Genomic DNA, 24,877 nt, shown 5'->3' with positions numbered 1-24,877 from the left:
CGTAGCACAACCCCACACTCGCGCTAGGGAAGCAGCCGTTCGCGCAAATCCCGCTTGAGCACCTTGCCGTAGCTGTTCTTCGGCAGCTCGTCGATGTACTCGTACCGCTTGGGCCGTTTGAAGCGCGCGATGCGCTCGAGCAGGTGAGCGTCCAGGTCCGCGGGCGACGCCGAGCCGACGATGAACGCCACGACGACCTCGCCCCACTCCCCGTCAGGCGCCCCCACGACGCCGGCTTCCTCGACGCCAGGATGCTCGAGCAGGATCTCCTCGACCTCACGCGGATAGATGTTGCTTCCGCCGCTGATCACCACATCCTTGGAGCGGTCCCGCAACGTGAGAAAGCCGTGCTCGTCGAACGACCCCATGTCGCCGGTGCGCAGCCACCCATCCTGCAGGGTTTTCGCGGTGGCCTCGGGATTGTTCCAGTAGCCGGCCATGACAACGTCTCCGCGACAGACGATCTCACCGATCTCGCCCGCCGACGCCGGTGTGTCGTCGTCGCGCAGCACCGCGACGTCCACGCCTGACCGGGCGTACCCGACGGAACCCAGGACCGCGTCGTCGGCGTCGATGTGGTCGGCCCTGCGCAGGCCGGTGATGGTCATCGGTGACTCGCCTTGACCGTAGAGTTGGACGAAGATCGGGCCGAACGCCGCCATCGCCTTCTTCAGGCTGTCGACGTACATCGGGCCGCCGCCGTAGACGATCGTGCGCAGGTTCGGAGGGCGTGCGCGTCCGGTCTGGACGAGGCGCTGGACCATGGTCGGCGCGAGGAATGCGCTGCAGCCGGGATGACGTTCGCAGAGGTCGAGGAACTCCTGCGGATCGAACCCTGCAGAGGCCGGAATCACCTGCCGCGCAGCGCGTAACACGTACGGCGGGATGTACAGACCCGAGCCGTGCGACATCGGCGCACCGTGCACGAGGCTGCAGTTCTGGTCCGGCGAGTCGAAATCCGCCAGATGGGACACCGTCATCGCCATCAGGTTGCGGTGCGTGAGCATCGCCCCCTTCGACCGACCGGTGGTTCCGCTGGTGTAGAAGAGCCACGCCAGGGCCGCCGGATCAGTGGTGCGCGGCCGCTCCGCCGGCGTGCTGGCCGTGCGTGCCGAATAGGCCTGCGAGTCAACCGCTTCGACGGGAACCTCGGTGACCGGCGTCAGTTCCGCGCCGATCTTAGGCGACGCGAACACCCGCGAAACGCCTGCGTCGTCGATGATCTGGACCATTTCGCGCGGATGAAGCTTGTAGTTGATCGGGACGACGACGCACTCGGCGGCCCATGTCGCGAACATCAGCTCGACGATCTCGGGGCGGTTCTCGCTGGCGATGGCGATACGGGTGCCGGGGTCACCGAGAGTGGACGCGATGCGCAGGGCCCGCTCACGCAACTGCGACCACGTGTGCAACTGGCGCTCACCGCAGAACACCGCGCCACGATCGCCGAACCGCTCGGCGGCCTGGTCCAGAAGGCCGAACAGGTTCAACGCTGTTCCACCCAATCGGCGTTCAACGCGAAGTCCGAAAGGTACTTGGTCGACGTCCAGCCGCCGTCGACGGCGATCTCCTGCCCGTTGATGAAGGCTGCTCCGTCGCTACACAGGAATGCGACGGTGCTCGCGATGTCCTCGACCTCACCGAGGCGTGGGTACGGCGTCATCTCGGTGTTGATCTTGCGGAATCGTGGGTCTTCGAGGCGGCTCGCCACCATCGGAGTGAGGGTGACGCCCGGGGCGACGGCATTACAGCGAATGCCTTGCGGCCCGTACTGGCAGGCGATGTGCCTCGTCAATGAGGTCAGGCCGCCCTTCGCCGCCGAGTACGCGCCGCCGCGCAGACCGCCCACAATGGCGAACGTCGAGGTGATGTTGATGATCGCCGAACCGGGCTGCATGTGCACAACCGCCTCGCGGGCCAACCGGAACGGCGCGCGCAGCATCAACCCCAGGAAATAGTCCAGTGATTCGTCGTCGGTCTCGTGCAGTGGCTTCGGGCTGCCCACTCCGGCGTTGTTGATCAGGAAGTCGATGCGGCCCCACCGTTCGATGGCGGTGTCCACGATCCGGCGCGGCGCATCGTCCGCGGTGAGGTCCACGGCGAGGGTCTCGATGTGCTCCGGGTCATGGCTCTTGAGTTCTTCGAGCCTGGCGTCGTCGCGGCCGGTACCCAGCACCGCCATGCCCTGGGAGGCGAGTTTGGTAGCGCATCCGAACCCGATGCCGCTACTCGCGCCCGTCACGATCGCAACCTGCATATCACTCCACCTTTTCAAGTGCCGCGCGGATCTGATGCTTGAGTACCTTGCCCGCGGCGTTCTTCGGCAGCGCCTCCCAAATGACGATCTGCTCAGGGATTTTGAACTTGGCCAGCCCTTCACCGATCAACAGTGTCCGCATGTCGTCGATGTCGGGTACGCGTTCTCCGGTGGCGACGACCACCGCGCACGCCCGTTCTCCCGTCCGCTCGTCGGGCACGCCGACGATCGCGATCTCGGCGATCGCCGGGTGCGCGATGAGTAGGTCCTCTACTTCCTTCGGCGAAATGTTCTCGCCGTTGCGGATGATGATGTCCTTGGCCCGGCCGGTGACCACCAGATAGTCCTCATCGACCCATCGCGCGAGATCGCCGGTGCGGAAATAGCCCTCGCTGTCGAAGGATTCCGTCTCGTCGTCGGAGTGCAGATAGCCGACGAGCATCTGCGGGCCGCGCGCACAGATCTCACCGTCGGTCAGTTTGACATCCGCGATACCCGCGCGACCATCGGTGTCGGCCGCATGGTCGACGTCATCGAGAGAACCCACGGTTGTCACCGGCACCTCGGTCGATCCGTACACCCGGGACACCGCGGCTCTCTCGAAATAGCCGGTCGCCCTGCGGATCAGGGACGGCGGGACCGAAGCGCCGCCGCAGATGAACACCTTCAGGTCTGGCAACCGGCTGTCCGCTCGCTCAGCGGCCGCCAGCAGACCGTCGAGAAACGGTGTGGCACCGGCCATGTGAGTGCAGTGTTCCGCCAACATCAGCGACACTGCGGCATCCGGATCCCAGCGCTCCATCAGCACCGCCGTGGTGCCGAGCAGCAGTGGGCACTCGAACGCATAGATCGATCCGCCGATGTGTGCGATCGGCGACGGGACCAGGAACCGGTCGCCGTCTGCCACCAGCCAGTGCTCGCCGATCTGGCGGATCAGCGCGTGAATCGAATTATGCGTGTGCAGAACGCCCTTGGGCCGTCCGGTCGTACCGGAGGTGTAGAGGATCATGCGCACCGTGTCGGGATTCAGCACCGGCAACACCGCGGTCGTCTCGGTCTCGAACATCGAGGCGTACGGCGTATGGCTGTCACCGCGGACGACCACGACCAGGGGCGGTGAGGCCATCGATGCGGTCACCCGATCCAGCATCGCGGCGTAGTCATGGCCGCCGAAGGTCGACGGTATGAAGATCGCCCGGCTGTCGGCGTCGGACAGGATGAACGCGAGTTCGCGATCGCGAAGCGAGGGCAGAATGGGATTCACCACCATGCCGGCGAGCGTCGCGCCCAGATAGATGACGGCGGCCTCATACCAATTCGGCAGCATGAACGACACCACGCTGCCCGCGGGCATCAACCCCATCAGGGTTTGAGCCAGTGCGGTGGCCTCGTCGTGTAAACCCTTGCAGTCGAGCCGAATTTCGCCGTCCACCAGCACCGTGCGCTCGGGCGTAGCCCTGGCCGCGACGCGCAGCGAGTCGGCGAGCGTCTCGCTCACCCACAGCCCACGCCGGTAGGCGTCGGCCGCGCGCTGCTCGTCGACCCTCACTGCCCGGCCTGCCCCTTGACCCGGCGCATCGTCATCGAATGCCGGTAGCGTGACGAGGGATGGGTGTTGACGGTGACCTGCGCGACCTCACCGTCGGACGTCTTGTAGGTGCGCTGCATCTCCAACGCCGCGCTGCCCACCTCGACCCGGAGCACCTCGGCCAGCTCGGACGTGACGGGCACCGCGGCGATCTCCTGTCGCACCTCGACGATGCTGACCCCGAACAGATCCTCGATCAGCGGGAAGATGGGACCCGAATGCCGTTGCAGCAGGCGGCCGACCGCCGCGAACGCCCGATTGATGTAGTACTCCGTCGCGCATACCGGAGCCGCGGTGCCGTCCGCGCGGTAGCCGCGAACGGCCAGCCATTCCGTTCCCACACTCAGGCCGGTCCGCTCACGCAGGTGCTCGTCGATGACCACCATCGCATTGCTTTCGATCGTGAGCTGTGCACCAGAGGCGAACGCCAGCAGGTCGTTGATCGACATCACGTCCTGGGCATAGCTGTTCGTCTCCGGCCGCGGTACCACCAGCGTTCCGGCGCGAGGACGGGACGCGACGAGATTGTCGTCGCGCAGCCGTCGCAGTGCCTCGCGCACGGTGTAGCGGCTGACCTCGAAACGTTCGCACAGCTGTTGTTCGGTAGGCAGTTGAGATCCGACGGGATAGACCCCGTCCACGATCTCCTTCCGGAGCGTGCGCGCCACCTGCAGGTACCGGTGGTCGGCCGGCGTGACTGTCATGTGCGCCGCAACGCCAGAACGCTGCCATCGCCGTCTGCCGAGAAATACAGGGAGCCATCGGGTCCCGAGGTGATACCGGCGAACGGTCCTTGTGGCCCGGAGAACGGCGGCATTCCCTTGAGCGGCTTGGGATCAACCCCCGGCGGCGGCCCGACGGGCAGGCCCGAGGCGATGGTCCAGCGTTCTCCGCTCGCGAGATCGACCGCGACGACCTCCTTGGCTCCCGCGTCGACGATGTACAGCTTGCCGTCACTGACGTGGATGCCCTGCGGTCGTTGCAATCCGTCGACCACGGTCTCGGTCGAACCCGTAACCCGTACGACTCGGCCGGCACCCGACTCTGCGACCATTGGGACACCGTCGGGGCCGAAGGTCACACCGACGGGGTCCTGTAGGCCGGAGGCGAGCAATTCGACGCGGCCCGACCGCAGCGTATGCACGCTGCCGGTACCGAGTTCGGCGAACACGATGGCCTCGCCGGGTCCGATGGCAACACCGTAAAGCTGATCGAATCCGTCTGCAAGGTAGTCGGTTTCGCCATCGCCGGGTCGGTAGCGCGCGATCTGGCCGCCAGATGTCGCGACCACGAATGCACCGGCACCCGCGGGGGCCAACCCGCGAAGAAAGCCCGGATACCCCGGGGTGAACAGCATCCCGACGGTTTCCAGCACACCGTCGGTGCCGACGGCGTAGAAGTAGGTGCCGTCGGCGACGTAGATCCGGCCGTCGTCGCCGACGACCAGGTCCAGCGGCCAATTCAGCCCGCCGGGCAGCGCGGTGCGGGTCTCGCCTCCGGCGAGGACCTCGGTGATCTCGCCGGTGAAGTTGGAGACGAACAACCGGTCGCCGACGAAGGTCAGGTTGTCCAGGCCCGGGTTCAGTTGCGCCAGTAGCGTCTTGTCGCCGCTGCGGGGGTCGATGCGCAGCACCTGCCCGCTGGCCACCTGCGTGGACACCAGGAAGCCCTGCGGATCGAACTTGACCGCGTCGGGCACGCCGAGATCACCGGTGACCCGTTGCGGCTCACCGCCATCGGGATGAACGCGCCAGATTTCGTTGGCCGTCATCAGCGGGTAGTACAGCATCCCGTCGGGGCCGACCTCCATCGCGTTCGGCGAGGGCAGGTCCTCCAGCAAAATTCGCGATGCGCCGGTGGCCCTGTCCAGCTCCATGAGCCGGCCGCCGTCTCGACATTCGTTGATGAACAAGCGGTCCTGATACACGGTGATGCCGTTCGCGCACGGAAGATCGTCGCGCAGCACGCGTGCCGCACCGCTGACGTCACGCACGCTCACCCGGCCGTCCATCACTTCGGTCGCGTACAGGTTGCCGCTCGAATCGAAGGCGACATCATCGGGCGCGATGATGTCGCCTCCCTTGGGGCTGATCGCCTCGACGTCGCCGTCGAGACCAAGGGCGCTGATCTGGCTGCCGGTCACCTGGGCGACATAGACCCGTCCGTCGGGACCGGTGCGCAGGCCGTTCGCCCCGAACAGCCGGCTCGGTGTCGTGAGCCTCTCGAGCCGCCAGCCGTCGGCCGTCCTCGGGTCGGTCGCGATGTACCGGGAGGGCGGGCGCGAGGCCGTCGCGGGAACAGTCATGAACCCGGACGCTACCAAGCCCCGCTAGTCCAGACAATAGCCCGAACCACCAGGTGGACCGCTCTTGACGGGGTCATTACCGCTGCGGAATAGTGTTCTGCAATATGCAGAGCACCATATGTTGTCCGGACAAATATCATGCCTGACCTGTTGCGGCTGGCTGGCCGCAAGGTCGTGGTGTCCGGCGCGGGCGGTGGCGGCATCGGCACCACGGTCACGCGCATGGCCGCGGAGGCGGGCGCCACCGTGATCGCAGTGAGCCGGTCGAAGGAGAACCTCGACGAACATGTCGCACCCCTGGCCGAGCAGGGTTTGTCGGTGGTGCCGGTCTCCGCGGACGCGTCCACCGACGAGGGGATCGCCACGGTGATGGATCACGTGCGGCACACCGATGGCGCGCTGTACGGGTTGGTGAACATCGCGGGCGGTGCGGCGCCGTCGACGTGGATGCCTGCCACGCGGGTCACGCGTGAGGACTGGCGGGCGCTGTTCGCCGCGAATCTGGAGACCGCGTTCTTCATGAGCCAAGCGGTCGCCGCCGAGATCCGGGCACAGCAGAAGCCGGGATCGATCGTCTCGGTGTCCTCGATCAGCGGGATGAACACCGCGCCCTTCCACATCGCCTACGGCACCGCGAAGGCGGCGATCGTGGCGATGACCCGCACGATGGCTGCCGAACTGGCGCTGGACAACATCCGCGTCAACGCTGTCGCTCCCGGTGTGACGGCGACGGCCGCGTCGCGCACCTACGTCGACGACGACCCGGATCGCGACCGCACCGCCATCGCGATGGGCCGTCGCGGCACTCCCGAGGAGCAGGCGGGTGCGATCCTCTTTTTGCTATCGGACATGTCGAGCTACATCACCGGCCAAACCCTGCTTGTCGACGGCGGCCTCAACCTCAAATGGACGCATCTCGGCGCCGACAACACGTCGCTTTTCCTCGCCGACGATTCCTTCCGCGAAGCCATCAGTCGGCCCTGAAAGGACGATGAAGTGACCCACACCGAATCCGATCTGGACGCCGCGATCGAGGTCGATGGAGACCCGGACGACTCGACGGGAGAGATCGCCGAAGATCTGTCGTCGCCGATGACCATCGGCGTCGACGCCTACATCTCGCCGGAGTATGCCCGCAACGAGCGGGATCGGTTGTGGCGCAAGGTATGGCAACAGGTCGGCCGGGTGGAGGAGATACCCGAGGTCGGCAGTTACCTGACCTACGACATCCTCGATGACTCGATCATCATTGTACGAACGGGTGCGGACACCTTCGCTGCCCATCACAACGTGTGCATGCACCGCGGCCGCAAACTCGTCGACAATCCCGAAGGCGCCAAGAACGCTGTCGGCCGTGCGCGCAAGTCCTTCGTCTGCGGATTCCACGGCTGGACATACGATTTGGACGGAGCCTGCACCCACATCCGCGAACAGGATGACTGGAAGGGTGCACTGACGCCGGACAACACCCACCTCGTACCCGTTCAGGTCGACACCTGGGGCGGCTGGCTGTTCATCAACATGGACCCGGATTGCGAACCGCTGGGCGACTACCTGTTTCCCGCGGCGAAAATCCTCGATCCGTTCGGTCTGGAGAACATGCGCTACAAGTGGCGCAAGTGGCTGTACTTCGACTGCAACTGGAAGGTCGCGATGGAGGCCTTCAACGAGACCTACCACGTGTTCACCACCCACCCGGAGTTCAACAGGTTCGGCGAATTCAAGGGCTGGGCAAAGGCGCAGGGTAAGCACAGCAACATCGGGTACGACGCCCCCAAGGGGATGGACGAAACCAAGTCCAAAATCCGTCTGGGAACCGGCGATCCGCGTATCTCGACCGCTGAGATGCAGGTTTACACCATGGAGGAGTCGAACGCGACCACGACCAACACCCTGGTGAACGCCGCCAAGCGCCTGGTCGACGAACTGCCCGAGGGCACCCCCGCCGACCAGGTGCTGCAGCATTGGCTCGCGTCGGCCCGTCGTGACGACGAAGCGCGTGGGGTGATCTGGCCGACGATCCCGCCCGACATTCTCGGTCAGAGCGGGACCGCCTGGCAGATCTTCCCGAACTTCCAGGTCGGCCAGGGCTTGACGAGCGCGCTGTGCTACGCAGCCCGTCCTGATCCGAGCTACGACCCCAACAAGTGCATCTTCGAGGTCGCGGTGTTTGAGCTCTATCCCAAAGGCGAAGAGCCGCAGACGGAATGGCAGTACACACCGAAGGACTCGCCGAATTGGCTGTCGGTGCTGCCGCAGGACTTCTCGAACATGGCCGCAGTACAGCAGGGCATGAAGTCGGCCGGCTTCCCCGGTACGAAGCCCAACCCATACCGCGAGCGCAGCACCGTCAACCTGCATTACCAGCTCTCCAGGTACATGGGCACCGGCGAACCACAAGACCTTTAGCGAATCGGGCGCGCTGACGCACCGCCGGGGTCGCTTCGCGCGCCGGATTCGCAAGGAAGAGGAGATACATGACGACCACCGAGAACACGTGCGGGCCCACTGACACCCCGTCCGACATCGACATCCCCGAGATCCGGGAGAGGTATGCCGCTGAACGGGCCAAACGTCTGCGGCCCGAGGGCGGTTCGCAGTACTTGGAACTCGAAGGGGAGTTCGCGGAGTTCTCCGAGGTCGACCCCTACACGACGGTGGTCGAGCGCGACCCGATCGCCGAAGACGTCGACGTCGTCATTCTCGGCGGCGGCTTCTCCGGACTGCTGGCCGGCGCCTATCTCAAGAAGGCCGGCGTCGACGGTATCCGCGTCATCGAGATGGCGGGTGACTTCGGCGGCGTGTGGTACTGGAACCGGTTTCCTGGGATCCAATGTGACAACGACGCTTACTGCTACATCCCGCTGCTGGAAGAGCTGGACTTCATGCCCTCGAAGAAGTTCGCCGACGGCGCCGAGATCTTCCAGCACTGCCGCAACATCGGCAAGCATTTCGGCCTATACGACGGCGCGCTGTTCTCCACCCAGGTCCGCGAATTGATCTGGGACGACGCCACCGAGCGCTGGCGGATCAGCACCGACCGCGGAGACGACATCCGCGCTCGCTTCGTCGTGATGGCTCAGGGCTCGTACAACCGCCCGAAACTTCCCGGAATCCCTGGCATCAAGGAGTACCAGGCCGCCGGTGGGCACGTGTTCCACTCCGCCCGTTGGGACTACGACTACACCGGCGGAGACGCCGACGGCGGCCTGACCAAGCTGGCGGATAAGCGCATCGCGCTCGTCGGCACAGGTGCCACGGGCATCCAATTGGTACCGCACCTCGGTCGCGACGCCGGGCACCTGTTCGTGTTCCAACGGACGCCGTCCTCGGTCGATACGCGCACCAATCCCGCCACCGACCCCCACTGGGCCGCCTCGCTGCAACCGGGTTGGCAGGAGGAGCGCAAGCGCAACTTCCACAACTGGTCACCGTTTGTCGGTGTCGTGTTCGGGGAGCCGGATCTGGTGTGCGACTTCTGGACTGAGCTCGGCCGCAACCTGACCGCCCGCATTGCAGGTAGCGATGACCCGGCGTCGGTGACCATCGAACAGATCATGGCCTTCCGGGAAGAGGAAGACTACAAGATCATGGAGCGGCTGCGTCGCCTAGTCGACGAGATCGTCGACGATCCGGACACCGCCGAGGCGCTCAAGCCGTACTACCGCTTCATGTGCAAGCGGCCGACGTCCAGCGAGCAGTATCTCGCCACGTTCAACCGACCCAACGTGACGTTGGTCGACGTGTCCGCGACCAAAGGTGTGGAACGGCTGACTGACAAGGGAATCGTCGCCGACGGTGTCGAATACGAGGTCGACTGCGTCGTGTTCGCCAGTGGCTTCGAGATCTCGACCGAGATCAGCCGCCGGTACGCGATCGATCGAATCGTCGGCCGCGACGGGCTTTCGCTTTTCGACTATTGGCAAGACGATTACAAGACCCTGCACGGGATGACGAGCCGCGGGTTCCCCAACCAATTCTTCATGGGTTTCATCCAGGGCGGTGTGTCAGCCAACACCACAGCGATGTTCGAGCAGCAGGCCAACCACATCGCCTACCTCATCGCCGAGGCGCAGAACCGCGGTGCCGCGACCGTCGAGCCTAGTCAGGAGGGCCAGGACGCCTGGGTGCAGACCGTCCGCGAACTCGCGATCGACAACTCTGCATTCGAACTGTCCTGCACTCCCGGCTATTACAACAACGAAGGCCAGGGCGGCGCCGTGAAGAACGGCGCATTCCTCGGCGACTTCTATTCGCCGGGCTTCTACGCCTTCGACGAGTTGATCGCGCAGTGGCGAGCCAGGGGCGACCTCGACGGGCTGGAACTTCGTGGATGACATGAGGTTCGACGGTCGGGTCGCGGTCGTCACCGGCGGCGGCAGGGGGTTGGGCCGCTCGTACGCACTGTTGCTGGCGGCGCAGGGCGCCAAGGTCGTCGTCAACGACCCCGGCGGCAGCCTCAGCGGCGCCGGCGCCGATGAGACGACGCCCGCTGAGGATGTGGTGGGCGAGATCATCGCTGCGGGAGGGGAAGCCGTCGCCAACACCGATTCGGTCGCGACTCCTGAGGGCGGTCAGGCGATCATCGGGACGGCGCTGGACCGGTACGGTCGCATCGACATCCTCATCCACAACGCTGGCAACGTCCGGCGCTCTCCGCTGCGCGAGATGTCGTATGAGGACTTCGAGGCCGTCGTCGACGTCCACCTGCGCGGAGCGTTCCACGTCGTGCGGCCGGCCTTCCCGGCGATGTGTGACGCGGACTATGGCCGCATTGTGCTGACGTCTTCGATCGGCGGGCTGTACGGCAACCACGGCGTCGCGAACTATGCGGTCGCCAAGGCGGGCGTGATCGGGCTGTCCAACGTCGCCGCGATGGAGGGTGTCGATCACGGCATCAGGAGCAACGTGATCGTGCCCGCCGCCGTCACACGCATGGCCGAGGGCATCGACACCTCGGCGTATCCCCCGATGGGTCCGGAGCTGGTGGCGCCCGTCGTCGGATGGCTGGCGCACGAGACATGTTCGATCACAGGGGAAATACTCGTCGCGCTCGCGGGCCGGGTGGCGACGGCCGTCGTCGCGGAGACTCCGGGTGTGTACCGGCCGTCGTGGACGATAGCCGACGTCGGCGAGAACATGACGGCGATCCGCGACGACACCGAACCGCTGGTGTTCCCCGTGGTACCCGACGGCCACGGTGACCACATCCGGTACAGCTTCGCGATGGCGGCGCGCCAGTCAGATGAACTGAATCATGCCTAGCGGTCCGCTGGCGGGCGTACGCGTCGTCGACCTCACCGCTGTGGTGATGGGGCCGTACTGCACCCAAATCATGGCGGACATGGGCGCCGACGTCGTGAAAGTCGAACCACCTGAAGGCGACATCGTGCGTTACGTCGCCGAGGGGCCCGCGCCAGGCATGAACGGTGTATTCATGAATGTCAACCGTGGTAAGCGCAGCGTTGTCCTGGATCTGACCTCCGACGAGGACGCGGCGGCGCTTCGCGCGCTTGTCGCCACGGCCGATGTCTTCATTCATTCCATGCGGGCGAAGGCGGTCGCCAAGCTCGGATTCGACTACGACGCGGTCGCGGCCATCAATCCGAAGATCATTTACACCAACTGCTATGGCTACAGCAGGCGTGGTCCGGATGCCGAACGCCCGGCCTACGACGACACCATTCAAGCCGAGTGCGGATTACCCGCCGTCCAGAAGGAACTCACGGGCGACGCCACTTACGTGGCAACGATCATGGCGGACAAAGTGACCGGGCTTACGGCGCTGTACGCCACCATGATGGCGCTATTCCATCGGGAGCGAACCGGCGAAGGTCAGGAAGTCGAAGTCAGCATGTTCGAGACCATGGCATCCTTCATGTTGGTCGAACATGCCAACGGCGCCATGTTCGACCCTCCGTTGGGTCCGGCAATCTACCCGCGTACCGTCGCACCAAACCGACGTCCGTACCGAACTAGCGACGGTCATGTCGCCGCGTTGATCTACAACGACAAGCATTGGAATGCCTTCATCGCGTCGGTGCAGCCGGTATGGAACTGCGATGAATTTGCGACGCTGGCTCTGCGCGCCAGACAGATCGACAGGGTCTACGGCCTGCTGGCACAGACCATGTTGGAGCGCACCACCGACGAGTGGCTGAAGCTTTTCGCCGAGTTGGAGATTCCCGCCACACCGATCAACACGCTCGACTCTCTGTTCGACTCGCCGCAGCTGAATGCGGCCGGTCTGTTCGAGACCGTCGAAACTCCCCAAGGCTTAGTGCGGTTCCCCGGTGTGCCGACGTGGTTTTCGCGAACGCCGGGACGCGTCGCCGGTCCAGCGCCGATGCTGGGCGAGGACACCGACGATGTGCTCGACGAGCTCGGACTCACCGACCTCACGACGAGACGGGGCTAGGTCATGGATTTCCAGATGGGGCAGAAGGCCGATGCGCTGAGGTCAGAGCTGCGCGAGCTGGTGAACAGCAATGTACCCGAACACTTTCTGGGTGCCTTCACCGACGATCCCGCCGACCTGGAGACCGCCCAGGCGTTCTGCAGACTGCTGGCCGAACGCAACCTGCTGTGCCTGTCCTGGCCCGAGGAGTTCGGCGGAGGCGCCGCATCGGTGTGGGAGCAGACGGTCGTGCGCGAGGAGATGTGGGCGCACCACGAACCGCGCGGAGCCCAGTACATGGGAGTGAACTGGGTCGGGCCGATCATCATGCGGCACGGCAGCCCCGACCAACAGCAGACACATCTGCCGCCCATCGCGCGCGGCGAGGTCATCTGGTGTCAGGGATTCTCCGAACCCGAAGCGGGCTCGGATCTCGCGTCACTGCGCACGACTGCACGACGCGACGGCGACGGTTGGTTGGTCAGCGGGCAGAAGATCTGGACCTCTTACGCGACTATGGCTCAGTGGTGCTTCCTGCTGGCGAGGACGTCGAAGGTTGGAGACGGAGCAACCCACAAAAAACAACAGGGCCTGACGATCTTCCTGGTGCCGATGGACGATCCGGCAATTCAGGTGCGACCGATCCGCTGCATGATGGGCCCGCACCACCTCAACGAGGTGTTCTTCGACGACCTGCGGGTCACCGGGGCCGACGTGCTCGGCACCGTCGATGCCGGCTGGTCGATCGTGCAGGACGTGATGTCCTTCGAACGGGTCGGGATCGCCCGGTATGCCCGCTGCGAGCGTCTACTGGCCTCCGCCCCAACGGTTCTCGGGGACCGCTGGGACGACCTGTCCACCGAACTGCGCGGACGCTGGGTGCGGATGCTGACACACTGCCGCCGGGCGCGCCTGATGGCGTACCGCGTGGTCTCGCTGCAAAGCAGCGGACGTATCCAGCCCGGCGACGCGGCGGCCTACCGGATCGCCGTCACCAAGCTGGACCAGGACAGCGCTGAGGTGCTGATGGACATCGCGGCAGAGGTCTCGCACGACGACCCGCGCGCGGCATGGTTTCTCGGCGAGGTCGAGGACCATTGGAAATACTCGCAGGCCTCCACCGTGTCCTCCGGCAGCATCGAAATGCAGCGCATCCTGCTGTCACGCAGCCTGCTGGCGGCCGCCAGATGAGCGACATGATCCTAGACCTCTCCGACGACGCCAAAGAGTATGGCCGTCAGGCTCTTCGCGCGTTCGAAGCTGCGGGCGGCGACCAACTCGTGCAACAGGCCGAGGCCAAACCCGCCATCCGTGAGTCGCTGGCGGGGCCGGTGCTCGCCGGACTCGGCGCGTGGGAACTCGATCCCCGCAATGACGCCGACGGCCTCGAGGCCGCCGCCGCACTCTGCCGCAGCGCCGGTTACTGGGCGGTGCCCTACCCGGTCGCCGAACGGCTGGCGGCACCGACCGACCTCGACGCCGACGGTCTGATCGTGGTCGCGCGTACACGTCCGTCCGGTGCGCTCGCTGGCCTCGAATCACGTTGGGCCGCAGTAACGCTGGACGGAGCTCGATCGACGGTCGCAGGTATCGGCGGCGCAGGCCCGGGATTCGTCACCGAGGTGACACTGTCTGCGATCGACGATGGCGGCGCGGCCGACGTGGCGCTCGGACTGGTACTGCCGTGCTGGACGCTGCTCGGCATGCTCGACCGTGCGATCGAACTGACCGTCTCGCACGTGAGCCTGCGCAAGCAGTTCGGGCAGACGCTGTCGTCGTTCCAGGGTGTGCAGTTCCAATTGACCGACGCCGAGGTCGAGCGCAGTGGGTTGGACATTCTCGCCAAGTACGCGCTGTGGAGTATCGGCAGCGGCCAACCGGACGCGCTCAACGACGCGTTGGCGCTGCGGATGTCGGCGATCGAGGCAGCGGAGATCGTCTTCCGGGTGTGCCATCAGTTGCACGGTGCGGTCGGATTCTGCGACGAGACCACGCTGTCGTGGCTGTCGCGTTACAGCCAGCCGCTGCGTCGATTGCCGCTCGGCCTTTCCGCCACGCGCGACGAGTTGACCCGACGCGTGGGTGGATCCGGATTGACGGGCCTGTTCGCATGAAGGTCGTCGTGATCGGAACCGGCTTCGGCAAGCACGCGGCCGCCCCTGTGTATGAAAGTCTGGGGCTCGACGTCGAGGTCGTCAGCCCGCGCGACGAGGCGGCGGTGAAGACCGCATTCGCCTCCGACGTCGCCCTCGTCTCGGTGCACTCGCCGCCCTTCATGCACGTCGATCATGTGAACGCCGCACTCGACCACGGGCACGCAGTGCTGTGTGACAAGCCGTTCGGCCGCAACGCCGAAGAGGCGGAGTCAATGCGCGAACGGGCCCGTGTCACCGGGGTATTGAACTTCCTGAACTTCGAGTTCCGCTACAACGAGTCCTGGGCGAAGATCAAGCGGCTGGTCGACGATGGAATCATCGGCACACCAATCCATTTGAGCTGGACGTTCTACGGCAGCGGATTGCGCGGTCGCAAGTACGGCTGGATCAATGACCGTGAGCTCGGCGGTGGATGGATCGGCGCCTACGGCTCCCACCTGATCGACTTCACGCGCTGGCTGTTCGACAGCGAGGTCACCGACTGTGGCGGCGTGACCCGGATCGACGGGTCGCCACCCGAGGCCACCGCCGAAGATGCGTATTCGGCATGGTTCACGATGGCGAACGGCTGCACCGCCGCGCACGACACCGGCTTCGCCGGGGCGGTCTCCCTCGCTCCACGCGCGACGCTGCTGGGCAGCGACGGTTCGCTCGAGCTGACCGGGGACACGACACTGGTCGTGCATCGACCCGGTGCGGAATCGCAGACGTTCGAATTCCCGTCGGCGCCAAGGAGATCTCCGCCCCCGGCGCTGACGGCGTTCCTGAGTGACGTCGTGGAGGCGGTACGAACCGGCACACAGATCGCCCCGTCGTTCGACGACGGTGTGGCGGTCGCACACGCGATGGACAGACTCCGGGTGACCGCATCATGAGCCTGGACGACTTCCGCGACACCGTGCACGCGTGGTGCATCGAGCACATCCCGCCGGATTGGCGGCAGACCCAAAGCGGCGCCACCGCCGAGGAATTCATCGCCTTCCAGAAGTCGTGGTTCGCGACGCTGCACAGCGCCGGCTACGCCGTCCCGCACTGGCCGCGCGAATGGGGCGGCGGGATTTCGGTGCCCGAACAGGTCGTGCTGTACCAGGAACTGGCCGCCCACGATGCGCCGCGGCTGGTGCTCGCGTTCGTCGGAATCCACCACGCCGCGTCGACCCTCCTCGTTGCGGGCACCGACGAACAGCGCCGTCGACACCTACCCGCGATCCTCGACGGAGAGATCTGGGTGCAGGGCTTCTCCGAACCCGAGGCCGGGTCCGACCTGGCGAGCCTGCGCACCACAGCACGACGCGAGGGCGACACCTTCGTCGTCAACGGCCAGAAGCTGTGGGCCAGCGGCGGCATGCACGCCGACTGGTGCCTGCTGCTGGCTCGCACTGATCCTGATGCCCCCAAGCGCAAAGGCATTTCGTACTTCCTGCTGGACATGGCGACGCCCGGAGTCGAAGTGCGGCCGATCCGCAACGCGATCGGGGATTCGCACTTCTGCGAGGTGTTCCTCAACGATGTGCGAATTCCGGCCGCCAACCTCGTCGGGGACGAGAACCACGGCTGGCAGGTCGCCCAGGCGACGTTGGGTGCCGAGCGGGGCATGACGATGCTCGAGCTCGCCGAACGTCTCGGCAACGCGGGCTTCCGCTGGCTGCTGGAAAGCTGCCCAGTCGACGATCCCATCGTGGCCGACCGGCTGGCACAGTTCGAAATCGAGATCGCCGGACTGCGCGGCATGTGCCGAAAGGTGGTCGAAGATAACGAGTCAGGCTCGGCGGACCCCGCCGACGCATCCATTGTCAAGCTGTTCTACAGCGAGCTGCTGCAGCGGATGACGGATTTCGGCGCCGAGGTCGGGGGACTGGCCGCGCACACCGAGTTGACGAAGCCAATGTCGAGCGGCTGGGAGTCCGGTGCCTGGATGCTCGACTTCATCGGGTCGTGGGAGTGGACGATCCCCGGTGGGGCGAGCGAGATCCAGCGCACCATCATCGGCGAGCGCGGGCTCGGGCTGCCGCGAGAACCGAGTGCCGTCTGATGGCCGACTATTCGGAGTTTCACGACGAGCTGCGCTCGGTCGCAGGCGACCTGCTGGCCAAGGATCGCGCAGTGGACTGGCCGGTCCTCGTCGACGCGGGGTGGGTCGGGCTGGAGGTGCCCGAGGAGTTCGGCGGTGCGGGCGCGACGTTCGCGGAAACCGCGGTCTTGTGCCGGGAGATCGGGCGTGCTGCCAGCGCCAACCACTACCTGGGTAGTGCGGTCCTTGCCGTCGGCGCCCTGAACACATTGCAGCCCAGCGAGACTCGGGACCAACTGCTGACCGACATGGCATCGGGCGTGATACGGGTGGCCGTCGCGCTGGATTCGGCCTTCGTGCCCGATGCCGCGGGTGCCGACAAGGTCCTCGTGGTGAGCGACGAAGGAGTCGCTGTCACCGCGCCGACCGTCACCGCGCGGCCGGTGCTCGATGAGACGCGCAGACTGGCCACAGTCACGGCGGCGGACAACGCAGAGGTGCTCTCGTTCGACGGCGATACCGCTCGCGCTATCCGTCGCCTACGCGAACGCGCCGCGGTCGCCGTCGCCTGCGACAGTCTGGGCATCTCGGAAGCGATGCTGGACGCGACGGTGGGCTATGCGAAGGTCCGTGAGCAGTTCGGCAGGCCCATCGGCTCGTTCCAGGCCGTCAAGCACGCCTGCGCCGACATGCTCGTCACCATCTCGGTCTCGCGCCAGCTCGTCGGCGCGGCGGTGCAAGCCGTTGTCGACGACCGACCCGACGCCGATGTGGCCGCCGCGATGGCCAAGTCGTACGCCTGCGGATCGGCCGTCGACATCGCGGGCAAGGCCATGCAGCTGCACGGCGGCATCGGTTACACGTGGGAGAGCGGCATCCACGTGTTCCTCAAACGGGCCGCTCTCAACCGTTCACTGTTCGGCTCGCCGGCTGCGCACCGCAAGCACTTGGCGCAACGCTATCTCTAAGGAAATCAAGGAGTTCCACATGGGTGTACCCGTCTACAAACGCATTCTCGATCTGTTCGAGGCCGAGGGCGTCAACACGCTGTTCGGCATCCCGGACCCCAACTTCGTGCACATGTTCTCCGAGGCGGACGCACGCGGATGGTCGGTCGTTGCGCCCCACCACGAGTTGAGCGCCGGCTTCATGGCGGAGGCGGCGTCGCGGATGACCGGCAGGCCCGGCGTCTGTATCGGCACGCTCGGTCCGGGTATGGCGAACATCGGGGGCGCCATCCAGTGCGCCTTGGTGGAGAACTCGCCGGTGATCTTCCTCGGTGGCCAGCGCGCCCGCGTCACCGAACGTCGCGTGCGTCGCGGCCGTATCCAATTCGTGCAGCAGGAACCGCTTTTCGCGAACTCCGTGAAGTACAGCAGCTCGATCGAGTACGCCGACCAGACCGACGAGATCATCCGGGAGGCCATCCGTCGCTCGATGTCCGGCACGCCCGGTCCGTCGTACATCGAGTTCCCGTCGCACGTCATACTCGAGGAGCTCGACGTCCCGGAACCCCTGCCGCCCAACCGGTATCGCCTCGTCAACCAGGGTGCGGGCGCACCTGAGATCGCAGCGGCTGCCAAGCTGATCCGCGAGGCGAAAAGTCCGGTCCTGTTGGTGGGCCACGGCGTGCACACGTCGCGCACCCAGCAGGAGGTCAAAGAGCTGGCGGAGCTGATGAACTGTCCCGTCATCCAGACCTCCGGTGGTACGTCGTACATCCCGGGACTGCAGGACCGGACCTTCCCCTACTTGTTCTCCCCGGCCGCCAACGAGGCCGTCGAGGAATCCGACCTATGCGTCGCGTTGGGGACCGAACTCGGTGAGCCCATGCACTACGGCCGGACCCAGCACTGGGCCGGTAACGACGCCAATCGCAAATGGGTTTACGTCGAACAGGATCCGGCAGCCATCGGCGTCAATCGTCAGTTCGACGTGCCGCTGGTCGGCGATCTGCGCGGTGTTGTGCCGCAGCTCGTCGAGGCGCTGAAGGATACCCCGCGTGCCCCGTCGGCGAACCTCGACAAGCTCGTCAAAGCCGATTCCGAAGAACTGGCGGAACTCGCCACATCTGCACCATCGGGACGCTCGCCGATTCACCCGGCGCGCTACGTCGTCGAGGCCACCAAGGCGTTCAACGAACTCGACGACGGCATCATGGTCCGCGACGGCGGCGCGACGGTCATCTTCCAGTGGACGTATTCGCAGTCCAAGCCGCGCGACGTGATCTGGAATCAGAATTTCGGCCATCTCGGTACCGGACTGCCGTACGCGGTGGGGGCGTCGGTGGCCGAGGGACGCAAGCGTCCGGTGATGCTGCTGACAAGCGATTCCGCGTTCCTCTTCCACATCGCCGAGCTCGAGACCGCCGCGCGAGAGGGTCTTCCCCTGGTTTGCGTCGTGGGCGTCGATCATCAGTGGGGCCTGGAGGTCGGCGTGTACAAGCGCACGTTCTCCCAGCCGTCGCCGCAGCCCGGTGTGCACTGGAGTAAGGACGTCCGGATGGACAAGATCGCCGAGGGTTTCGGCTGCCACGGGGAGTACGTGGAGAAGGAAGACGAGATCGGTCCGGCCATCGCCCGCGCCTACGCCAGCGGCAAAGTCGGTGTGGTGCACGTGTGTATCGATCCGAAGGCCAACTCCGAGGAGATGCCGAAGTACGACCGATTCCGTACCTGGTATGCAGAAGGCACCCAGTAACAGCCCGCGTTAAGGAAGAGTGCAAGTCATGCGCGAATATCTGAAGTTCTATATCGACGGCAAGTGGGTCGACCCGGTCGAGCCGAAGACGCTCGACGTCGACAACCCGACCACCGAGCAGGTGTCGGGCAAGATCGCGATCGGCGGGGCCGCCGACGTCGACAATGCGGTGAAAGCCGCGAGAAAAGCATTCGCCACCTGGTCGGTGAGCAGTCGCGAAGAGCGCCTCGATCTGTTGCAGGCGATCCTGGCCGAGTATCAGAAGCGTTCCGCGGATCTCGGTGAGGCGGTGTCCGAGGAGATGGGCGCGCCGCCGTCGCTGGCCTCCGGCGCCCAGGTCTACATGGGGATGGGGCATCTCAACGGTGCCATCGACGCGCTGAAGAATTTCGAGTTCGAAGTCCCACGCGGCGCGGCGATGATCTTCAAGGAGCCGATCGGGGTGTGCGGTCTGATCACGCCGTGGAACTGGCCCATCAACCAGATCGCCTGCAAGGTGTTCCCGGCGCTGGCCACCGGCTGCACGATGGTGCTCAAGCCGTCGGAGGTCGCGCCGTACTCCGGGCAGATCTTCACCGAGATCATGGACGCCGCCGGCACGCCCGCCGGTGTGTACAACATGGTGTTCGGCGAGGGCGCAGGCGTCGGTGCCGCTCTGTCCAGCCACCCGGACATCGACATGGTGTCCTTCACCGGCTCGACGCGGGCCGGCATCGACGTCGCCCGCAACGCCGCGGCGACGGTGAAGCGGGTGACCCAGGAACTCGGCGGCAAGAGCCCGAACATCGTCCTCGACGACGAGAACTTCGCGCAGAACGTCGCGGCCGGTGTGGCTGCGATGATGCCGAACTCGGGTCAGAGCTGTAACGCGCCGTCGCGCATGTTGGTGCCGAAGTCCCGTAGGGACGAAGCCATCGCCGCGGCCAAGGCGGCCGCCGAGCAGGTCAAGGTCGGTGACCCCGAGGACAAGTCGGCGATCGGGCCCGTGGCGTCCAAAGCCCAGTTCGACAAGATCCAGGGGCTGATCCAGAAGGGCATCGAGGAGGGCGCGACGGTCGTCGCCGGTGGCCCCGGTCGGCCCGAGGGCCTGGACACCGGCTACTACGTCCGGCCAACGGTGTTCGCCGACGTCACCAACGACATGACGATCGCGCGCGAGGAGATCTTCGGGCCGGTGTTGTGCATCCTCGAATACGACGACATCGATCAGGCGATCGAGATCGCCAACGACACCGAGTACGGGCTGGCGGGCTACGTCGCGGCCGCCGACATCGAGGCGGCGCGTGCGGTGGCGCGCCGGATCCGGGCCGGCCAGGTCGCCATCAACCACGCGTTCGACCTGAACACGCCGTTCGGTGGCTACAAGCGCAGCGGCAACGGTCGCGAATGGAGCGAGTTCGGCTTCGACGAGTACCTCGAGATCAAGGGCGCCCTGGGCTATTCACCGGCCTAGCACCTGCGATTTCGGTGCGCAAACAAGTCGCTGAGCGATCGTTAGCGCACCGAAATCACTCGGTTTTGAGCAGCGGCCGCAGATCGTCAAGGCGGTCGAAGAGGTGCCAGATGTAGGACGACGACCCGTTCTCCCGGTGTGCGTGCAGATCGGCGAGTTCAGGGTCGTCGCAGTAACTGTCGAATGCCTCGCGTGAGTCCCATTCGACGAGGATCAGCACCTTGCGCGGTTCGATGTCGCCCAGCATCGCGTCGTTGAACTGCCCGAGCGCGACGACGCGGCCGCCGTGCTTGGCGACCTCTTGGGGAGAGCGTTTCGAGTAGGCGAGGTACTCGTCGCGATCGGCGATATCGAAGAGGTTCAGCGCGTATATCGTCACGTGGGTGACGGTACAGGGCGAAAAGTACGAATATGCGATCGATTTCGACAAGGTCGCGGCCATCGACATTCACACTCACGTCGAGGTCGACGCGCACGGCCACAAGGCGTACGACGACGCGCTGGTCGACGCGGTGGGCAAGTACTTCAAACGTGGGCCCGGCGCGCTGTCGAGCGTCGACGCGCTGGCCGACGAATACCGGCGGCACAACACCGCGGCGGTCGTCTTCACCGTCGACGCGCGCACCGGAATGCGGCACATACCCAACTCGATCGAAGACCTCATCGCGGGCGCGGTGCGCAACAACGACGTGCTGATCCCGTTCGGCAGCGTCGACCCGTGGCATGAGCGCCGCGCGGTGCATCGCGTCCACGAACTCGTCCGCGACTACGGGGTGAAGGGCTTCAAATTCCACCCGAGCATGCAGGCCTTCGAACCGAACAACCGGAAGTTCTACCCGATCTACGAGGCGATCGCCGAGGCCGGCGTGCCCGCGCTGTTTCACACCGGGCAGACGGGGATGGGCGCGGGACTGCCCGGCGGGCACCGCATCAAACTGCGGTACTCGGATCCGATGCTGCTGGACGACGTCGCCGCCGATTTCCCGGAGATGACGATCGTGATGGCGCACCCGGCGGTGCCCTGGGTCGACTCGCAGATCGCGATCGCCACGCACAAGACCAATGTCTACATCGATCTCTCGGGCTGGTCGCCGAAGTACTTTCCGCCGCAACTGGTGCGCGCCGCGAGCCGGCAACTGCGGACGAAGGTGCTGTTCGGAACGGACTACCCGTACATCCAGTTGGACCGCTGGCGTCGGGACTTCGAGGAGCTCGATGTCGATCCGGCGGTGGTGTCGCTGATCTACAAAGAAAACGCCTTACGAGTGCTGGGCATCTCGTCGCTGGACTAGGCGATCTTCAGCGAATCAGCGCCGCCGACGTACACGATTCCGGACGGGTTCGGGGTGCTGGCGGCGTTGGCGATTGCAGCGGCGAACGCCGCGTCTGCGCTGTCACCGGAGACCACCGTGAAATGCACTCCGGCACGGCGGAATTCCGAACGCAACGCATACAAAGCGGTTTCGCCTGCCCACTTGCTCGCGGCAACGGCGGTCTGCCCCTTGGGCACCGCGCGATGGGGAAAGAAATGGGCCGCGTGGCTCGTGACGAACACGATGCGTCCGCCGGCCGGCATCAGGGGCACGGTCTTCAACGCGATGCGGCGCTGTGCATCGCGGTTGAGACGTTTCGCGTTTCCGAGATCATCGCCCGCTTCGGGACCGACGGATGCGTTGAGGATGGCGGCGTCCAGACGACCGAAGCGATGCGAGATGGTGTCGATCATGGCCGCGCACTCGGCCTCGTCGGAGATGTCGGCGCGCAGCGTTGATGCGTGGCCACCGGCGTCACGGATGGCCTGAGCGATGGATTCGGCTCGCTCGGCTCGCTTGCGGAAGTTCACCACGACATGGGTGTCGGGGCTGGCGAGTTGTCGGGCGATCTCCGCGCCGATACCCCGCGATCCGCCGGTGACCAGGACGATCCGTGCAGGTGCGTGTTGCATGTCGCCTTCCTTCCATGGCTGCAGTGCGTGAGCCCGACGCCTACGGTACACGAATTCTTAAGAAAAATAAGGCTTCCATAAGGTCACAATAAGGCTGCGGTTGCGGTGCGTTCTCGTAATACGACGAATCGGCCCGGTGCGTGGTTCACCACCTGGTCCATGATTGAAGGCGTGGAATCGACCCGCGTGGACAGATGGCTGTGGTCGGTCCGGCTCGTCAAGACGCGGCCGGACGCCGCCGACGCCTGCCGGGGTGGACACGTGCGGGTGAACGGTCGTCCCGCGAAACCCGCCACCACGGTGTCGCCGGGTGACGAGGTACGCGCACTGGTGGGCCAGACCATGCGGGTGGTCGAGGTGGTGCGGGTGATCCAGAAGCGGGTGGGCGCCGCCGATGCGGCGACGTGCTTCCTGGACCGAACGCCCAAACCCGAGCCCACCGAGACGATCGCGATCGCCGTCCGCGATCGTGGCGCGGGCAGGCCGACGAAGCGGGACCGGCGACGGCTGGACAAGCTGCGCGCCGGCCGGGTCTGACGAATCAGTCGGCTGGGGCTCCGAGAGCGAAGTCGGCGAAGTCGAATCCCGGGACCACGACACAGCTGACAAGGCAGGGCTGATCGTCACGCGGGCGGGCGCGCTGCCAGTGCCCCGGCGGCACGATGATCTGCGGGCTCTCGCCACCCATGATGTCCGAGCCGAGTAGATGTGTTGTGGCGGTGTCCTGTTCGGGACCGAACTCGAGGAGCAGCGGCCCGCCGGAGTGATACAGCCACAGCTCGGCACTGCGCACGGTGTGCCATGCCGACTGCTGGTCCGGCATCAGGAGGAACAGGATGGCCGTCCCCGCGTTACGCGGGCCGTTGTAATCCAGTGGAAGTGCCGATTGGGGCACCGTCAACTCGCTGCGCCAGGTCTCCTTGAAATAGCCGCCCTCGGGGTGAGGAGCCATGTCTATGTGGCGCGCCCAGTCGGGAAGTTCGGTCATCGTCATACCGTAGTCTTCACGCATGTCGCGCCTGCGTCCCGGATGGCTGGTCGCACTGTGCGCGACGGTTCTTGTGGTCAATGCGTGGATGCCCTGGTTGACGGCTGACGGTGCTCGCGCCAGCGCGGTCGGCGGCGTGGTGGGTGATATGGATGAGTTGCGGAACCGGTTATCCGGCTTCGGCGTCGGTCAGCTCATCGTCCTGCTGTCAGCGACCTTGATCGTGGCGGGAGCGATGGCGGCGCGGGGGTTGTCGGCCCGAGTGGCATCGTCGGCGGCGCTGGCCATTTCGGTGTTGCTGGTGGTCCTCACGGCGTTCTACTACCGGCTCTACGTGTACACGCCGGTGTCGGCGGGATTCGGACTCTATGTCGGAGTCGCGGTGGCTATCGTGGCGGCGGTACTGTCGGTGATGACGATGGTCGCCGCGTGGTCGGCGGCCACTGTGAGAACGTCATGAGCGGGTTCGTCGAACCGGTCACGCTGACCGGGGACCGCTGGGTCAAGCTGGAACCCCTTAGCTCAGAACATGTTCCGGAGATCAAAGCGGCTGCGGCCGACGGTGAGCTCGGTAGCCTGTGGTTCACCGCGGCGCCGGCCCCGGAGGCGGTCGAGCGATGGGTCGACGCCCGGCTGGCGGTGCAGACGCCGGATACGGGGCTGACCATGGTCGTGCGTCGCCTGGACGGCTCGTTCGTCGGCTCGTCGAGCTTCATGAACGTGGACCCGGCCAACCGGAGACTCGAGATCGGCAACACGTGGTACGTGGAATCGGCCCGGCGCAGCGGGGTCAACAGTGAGACGAAGCTGCTGATGCTCGGCCACGCCTTCGATGAGTTGGATTGTGTCGCAGTCGAATTCCGGACGCACTTCTTCAACTTCGCCAGCCGGAGAGCGATCGAGGGCCTAGGCGCCAAGCTCGATGGTGTGTTGCGCAGTAACCAGTTGCTGGCCGACGGATCGCGGCGCGACACCGTCGTGTACTCGATTCTGGATATCGAATGGCCGTCGGTGCGCAACAACCTGCGGTACCGGCTGGACCGTCACACGTGAGCCGCTCTCGGGTGCGCCGAAACC

The 24,877-nt window shown here is 65.6% G+C and carries 24 protein-coding genes; 16 read left to right on the top strand and 8 right to left on the bottom strand.

The annotated features are described in order from the left end of the window. Positions 1 to 23: 23 nt before the first annotated feature. From G6N36_RS16935 to G6N36_RS16915, 5 genes are read right to left on the bottom strand one after another with little or no spacing between them, the layout of a single operon-like run. Positions 24 to 1,490, bottom strand: coding sequence for an acyl-CoA synthetase (locus G6N36_RS16935; protein WP_163687846.1), 1,467 nt, complete (start codon positions 1,488 to 1,490; stop codon positions 24 to 26). Then, on the bottom strand, positions 1,487 to 2,257 hold the full coding sequence (locus G6N36_RS16930) for an SDR family NAD(P)-dependent oxidoreductase (protein WP_163687843.1): 771 nt from the start codon (positions 2,255 to 2,257) through the stop codon (positions 1,487 to 1,489). The genes G6N36_RS16935 and G6N36_RS16930 overlap by 4 nt, the downstream gene beginning before the upstream one ends. A gap of 1 nt (position 2,258) precedes the next feature. Continuing rightward, complete coding sequence (locus G6N36_RS16925; RefSeq protein WP_163687840.1) at positions 2,259 to 3,806, bottom strand: AMP-binding protein; 1,548 nt, start codon at positions 3,804 to 3,806, stop codon at positions 2,259 to 2,261. Beyond that, positions 3,803 to 4,549, bottom strand: a complete 747-nt coding sequence (locus G6N36_RS16920) for a GntR family transcriptional regulator (RefSeq protein WP_163687837.1) — start codon at positions 4,547 to 4,549, stop codon at positions 3,803 to 3,805. Before G6N36_RS16920 ends, G6N36_RS16925 begins: the two co-directional genes overlap by 4 nt. Further along, the gene (locus G6N36_RS16915) at positions 4,546 to 6,150 is read right to left on the bottom strand and encodes a Vgb family protein (protein WP_163687834.1); all 1,605 of its coding nucleotides are present in this window, start codon (positions 6,148 to 6,150) and stop codon (positions 4,546 to 4,548) included. The genes G6N36_RS16920 and G6N36_RS16915 overlap by 4 nt, the downstream gene beginning before the upstream one ends. A 138-nt stretch (positions 6,151 to 6,288) precedes the next feature. On the opposite strand from G6N36_RS16915, the gene G6N36_RS16910 reads away from it, so the two are divergent. From G6N36_RS16910 to G6N36_RS16855, 12 genes are all read left to right on the top strand, one after another. Then, the gene (locus G6N36_RS16910) at positions 6,289 to 7,134 is read left to right on the top strand and encodes an SDR family NAD(P)-dependent oxidoreductase (protein ID WP_163687831.1); all 846 of its coding nucleotides are present in this window, start codon (positions 6,289 to 6,291) and stop codon (positions 7,132 to 7,134) included. 12 nt (positions 7,135 to 7,146) lie between these two features. Further along, positions 7,147 to 8,559 carry an aromatic ring-hydroxylating oxygenase subunit alpha gene (locus G6N36_RS16905; protein WP_163687828.1) on the top strand — a complete coding sequence of 471 codons (1,413 nt, stop codon included), beginning with the start codon at positions 7,147 to 7,149 and terminating at the stop codon, positions 8,557 to 8,559. Positions 8,560 to 8,627: 68 nt separating this feature from the next. Then, positions 8,628 to 10,487 (top strand): flavin-containing monooxygenase, encoded by a 1,860-nt coding sequence (locus G6N36_RS16900; protein ID WP_163687825.1) that lies wholly within the window; start codon positions 8,628 to 8,630, stop codon positions 10,485 to 10,487. Then, positions 10,480 to 11,415: an SDR family NAD(P)-dependent oxidoreductase gene (locus G6N36_RS16895; RefSeq protein WP_163687822.1), complete on the top strand. Its 936-nt coding sequence runs from the start codon at positions 10,480 to 10,482 to the stop codon at positions 11,413 to 11,415. Before G6N36_RS16900 ends, G6N36_RS16895 begins: the two co-directional genes overlap by 8 nt. Continuing rightward, on the top strand, positions 11,408 to 12,568 hold the full coding sequence (locus G6N36_RS16890) for a CaiB/BaiF CoA transferase family protein (RefSeq protein ID WP_163687819.1): 1,161 nt from the start codon (positions 11,408 to 11,410) through the stop codon (positions 12,566 to 12,568). Before G6N36_RS16895 ends, G6N36_RS16890 begins: the two co-directional genes overlap by 8 nt. 3 nt (positions 12,569 to 12,571) lie before the next feature. Next, positions 12,572 to 13,738: an acyl-CoA dehydrogenase family protein gene (locus tag G6N36_RS16885; RefSeq protein ID WP_163687816.1), complete on the top strand. Its 1,167-nt coding sequence runs from the start codon at positions 12,572 to 12,574 to the stop codon at positions 13,736 to 13,738. Between the two features lie 5 nt (positions 13,739 to 13,743). Continuing rightward, complete coding sequence (locus G6N36_RS16880; protein WP_163690728.1) at positions 13,744 to 14,661, top strand: acyl-CoA dehydrogenase family protein; 918 nt, start codon at positions 13,744 to 13,746, stop codon at positions 14,659 to 14,661. Further along, complete coding sequence (locus G6N36_RS16875; RefSeq protein WP_163687814.1) at positions 14,658 to 15,578, top strand: Gfo/Idh/MocA family protein; 921 nt, start codon at positions 14,658 to 14,660, stop codon at positions 15,576 to 15,578. Before G6N36_RS16880 ends, G6N36_RS16875 begins: the two co-directional genes overlap by 4 nt. Beyond that, entirely contained in the window at positions 15,575 to 16,735 is a 1,161-nt protein-coding gene (locus tag G6N36_RS16870) for an acyl-CoA dehydrogenase family protein (protein ID WP_163687812.1), read from the top strand. Before G6N36_RS16875 ends, G6N36_RS16870 begins: the two co-directional genes overlap by 4 nt. Further along, the gene (locus tag G6N36_RS16865; protein WP_179964802.1) at positions 16,735 to 17,682 is read left to right on the top strand and encodes an acyl-CoA dehydrogenase family protein; all 948 of its coding nucleotides are present in this window, start codon (positions 16,735 to 16,737) and stop codon (positions 17,680 to 17,682) included. The genes G6N36_RS16870 and G6N36_RS16865 overlap by 1 nt, the downstream gene beginning before the upstream one ends. A 19-nt stretch (positions 17,683 to 17,701) precedes the next feature. Further along, positions 17,702 to 19,414, top strand: coding sequence for a thiamine pyrophosphate-binding protein (locus G6N36_RS16860; RefSeq protein ID WP_163687809.1), 1,713 nt, complete (start codon positions 17,702 to 17,704; stop codon positions 19,412 to 19,414). Between the two features lie 28 nt (positions 19,415 to 19,442). Then, positions 19,443 to 20,867 (top strand): aldehyde dehydrogenase family protein, encoded by a 1,425-nt coding sequence (locus tag G6N36_RS16855; protein WP_163687806.1) that lies wholly within the window; start codon positions 19,443 to 19,445, stop codon positions 20,865 to 20,867. A gap of 55 nt (positions 20,868 to 20,922) precedes the next feature. On the opposite strand, the gene G6N36_RS16850 is transcribed toward G6N36_RS16855, so the two are convergent. Continuing rightward, positions 20,923 to 21,246 carry a DUF1330 domain-containing protein gene (locus tag G6N36_RS16850; protein ID WP_163687804.1) on the bottom strand — a complete coding sequence of 108 codons (324 nt, stop codon included), beginning with the start codon at positions 21,244 to 21,246 and terminating at the stop codon, positions 20,923 to 20,925. Positions 21,247 to 21,250: 4 nt separating this feature from the next. Between G6N36_RS16850 and G6N36_RS16845 the strand changes: the two genes are divergently transcribed. Further along, the gene (locus tag G6N36_RS16845) at positions 21,251 to 22,159 is read left to right on the top strand and encodes an amidohydrolase family protein (protein ID WP_163687801.1); all 909 of its coding nucleotides are present in this window, start codon (positions 21,251 to 21,253) and stop codon (positions 22,157 to 22,159) included. On the opposite strand, the gene G6N36_RS16840 is transcribed toward G6N36_RS16845, so the two are convergent. Beyond that, on the bottom strand, positions 22,156 to 22,812 hold the full coding sequence (locus G6N36_RS16840; RefSeq protein ID WP_163687796.1) for an SDR family oxidoreductase: 657 nt from the start codon (positions 22,810 to 22,812) through the stop codon (positions 22,156 to 22,158). The two genes, G6N36_RS16845 and G6N36_RS16840, sit on opposite strands and share 4 nt — an antisense overlap. Positions 22,813 to 22,971: 159 nt before the next feature. On the opposite strand from G6N36_RS16840, the gene G6N36_RS16835 reads away from it, so the two are divergent. Then, entirely contained in the window at positions 22,972 to 23,349 is a 378-nt protein-coding gene (locus G6N36_RS16835) for an Hsp15 family ribosome-associated heat shock protein (RefSeq protein ID WP_163687793.1), read from the top strand. 4 nt (positions 23,350 to 23,353) lie between these two features. Here the strand turns inward: G6N36_RS16835 and G6N36_RS16830 are convergent, their stop codons facing one another. Then, positions 23,354 to 23,800, bottom strand: a complete 447-nt coding sequence (locus G6N36_RS16830) for a cupin domain-containing protein (RefSeq protein WP_163687789.1) — start codon at positions 23,798 to 23,800, stop codon at positions 23,354 to 23,356. A 22-nt stretch (positions 23,801 to 23,822) separates the two neighbouring features. Between G6N36_RS16830 and G6N36_RS16825 the strand changes: the two genes are divergently transcribed. After that, positions 23,823 to 24,260 (top strand): hypothetical protein, encoded by a 438-nt coding sequence (locus tag G6N36_RS16825; protein ID WP_163687786.1) that lies wholly within the window; start codon positions 23,823 to 23,825, stop codon positions 24,258 to 24,260. Continuing rightward, positions 24,257 to 24,853, top strand: a complete 597-nt coding sequence (locus tag G6N36_RS16820; RefSeq protein ID WP_163687784.1) for a GNAT family N-acetyltransferase — start codon at positions 24,257 to 24,259, stop codon at positions 24,851 to 24,853. Before G6N36_RS16825 ends, G6N36_RS16820 begins: the two co-directional genes overlap by 4 nt. Positions 24,854 to 24,877 lie beyond the last annotated feature (24 nt).

Origin of the sequence: Mycolicibacterium gadium (assembly GCF_010728925.1) — a bacterium.
Classification (GTDB): domain Bacteria; phylum Actinomycetota; class Actinomycetes; order Mycobacteriales; family Mycobacteriaceae; genus Mycobacterium; species Mycobacterium gadium.
Note: the sequence above shows the minus strand (reverse complement) of the source record. Positions and strands in the feature narration are given on the sequence as shown.

Coding starts and splice junctions, on each gene's coding strand:
- G6N36_RS16870 (WP_163687812.1), top strand. CDS start 15,575: ATGAGCCTGGACGACTTCCGCGACACCGTGCACGCGTGGTGCATCGAG.
- G6N36_RS16820 (WP_163687784.1), top strand. CDS start 24,257: ATGAGCGGGTTCGTCGAACCGGTCACGCTGACCGGGGACCGCTGGGTC.
- G6N36_RS16885 (WP_163687816.1), top strand. CDS start 12,572: ATGGATTTCCAGATGGGGCAGAAGGCCGATGCGCTGAGGTCAGAGCTG.
- G6N36_RS16840 (WP_163687796.1), bottom strand. CDS start 22,812: ATGCAACACGCACCTGCACGGATCGTCCTGGTCACCGGCGGATCGCGG.
- G6N36_RS16855 (WP_163687806.1), top strand. CDS start 19,443: ATGCGCGAATATCTGAAGTTCTATATCGACGGCAAGTGGGTCGACCCG.
- G6N36_RS16880 (WP_163690728.1), top strand. CDS start 13,744: ATGATCCTAGACCTCTCCGACGACGCCAAAGAGTATGGCCGTCAGGCT.
- G6N36_RS16930 (WP_163687843.1), bottom strand. CDS start 2,257: ATGCAGGTTGCGATCGTGACGGGCGCGAGTAGCGGCATCGGGTTCGGA.
- G6N36_RS16875 (WP_163687814.1), top strand. CDS start 14,658: ATGAAGGTCGTCGTGATCGGAACCGGCTTCGGCAAGCACGCGGCCGCC.
- G6N36_RS16835 (WP_163687793.1), top strand. CDS start 22,972: ATGATTGAAGGCGTGGAATCGACCCGCGTGGACAGATGGCTGTGGTCG.
- G6N36_RS16920 (WP_163687837.1), bottom strand. CDS start 4,549: ATGACAGTCACGCCGGCCGACCACCGGTACCTGCAGGTGGCGCGCACG.
- G6N36_RS16900 (WP_163687825.1), top strand. CDS start 8,628: ATGACGACCACCGAGAACACGTGCGGGCCCACTGACACCCCGTCCGAC.
- G6N36_RS16830 (WP_163687789.1), bottom strand. CDS start 23,800: ATGACCGAACTTCCCGACTGGGCGCGCCACATAGACATGGCTCCTCAC.
- G6N36_RS16860 (WP_163687809.1), top strand. CDS start 17,702: ATGGGTGTACCCGTCTACAAACGCATTCTCGATCTGTTCGAGGCCGAG.
- G6N36_RS16890 (WP_163687819.1), top strand. CDS start 11,408: ATGCCTAGCGGTCCGCTGGCGGGCGTACGCGTCGTCGACCTCACCGCT.
- G6N36_RS16865 (WP_179964802.1), top strand. CDS start 16,735: ATGGCCGACTATTCGGAGTTTCACGACGAGCTGCGCTCGGTCGCAGGC.
- G6N36_RS16910 (WP_163687831.1), top strand. CDS start 6,289: ATGCCTGACCTGTTGCGGCTGGCTGGCCGCAAGGTCGTGGTGTCCGGC.
- G6N36_RS16915 (WP_163687834.1), bottom strand. CDS start 6,150: ATGACTGTTCCCGCGACGGCCTCGCGCCCGCCCTCCCGGTACATCGCG.
- G6N36_RS16825 (WP_163687786.1), top strand. CDS start 23,823: ATGTCGCGCCTGCGTCCCGGATGGCTGGTCGCACTGTGCGCGACGGTT.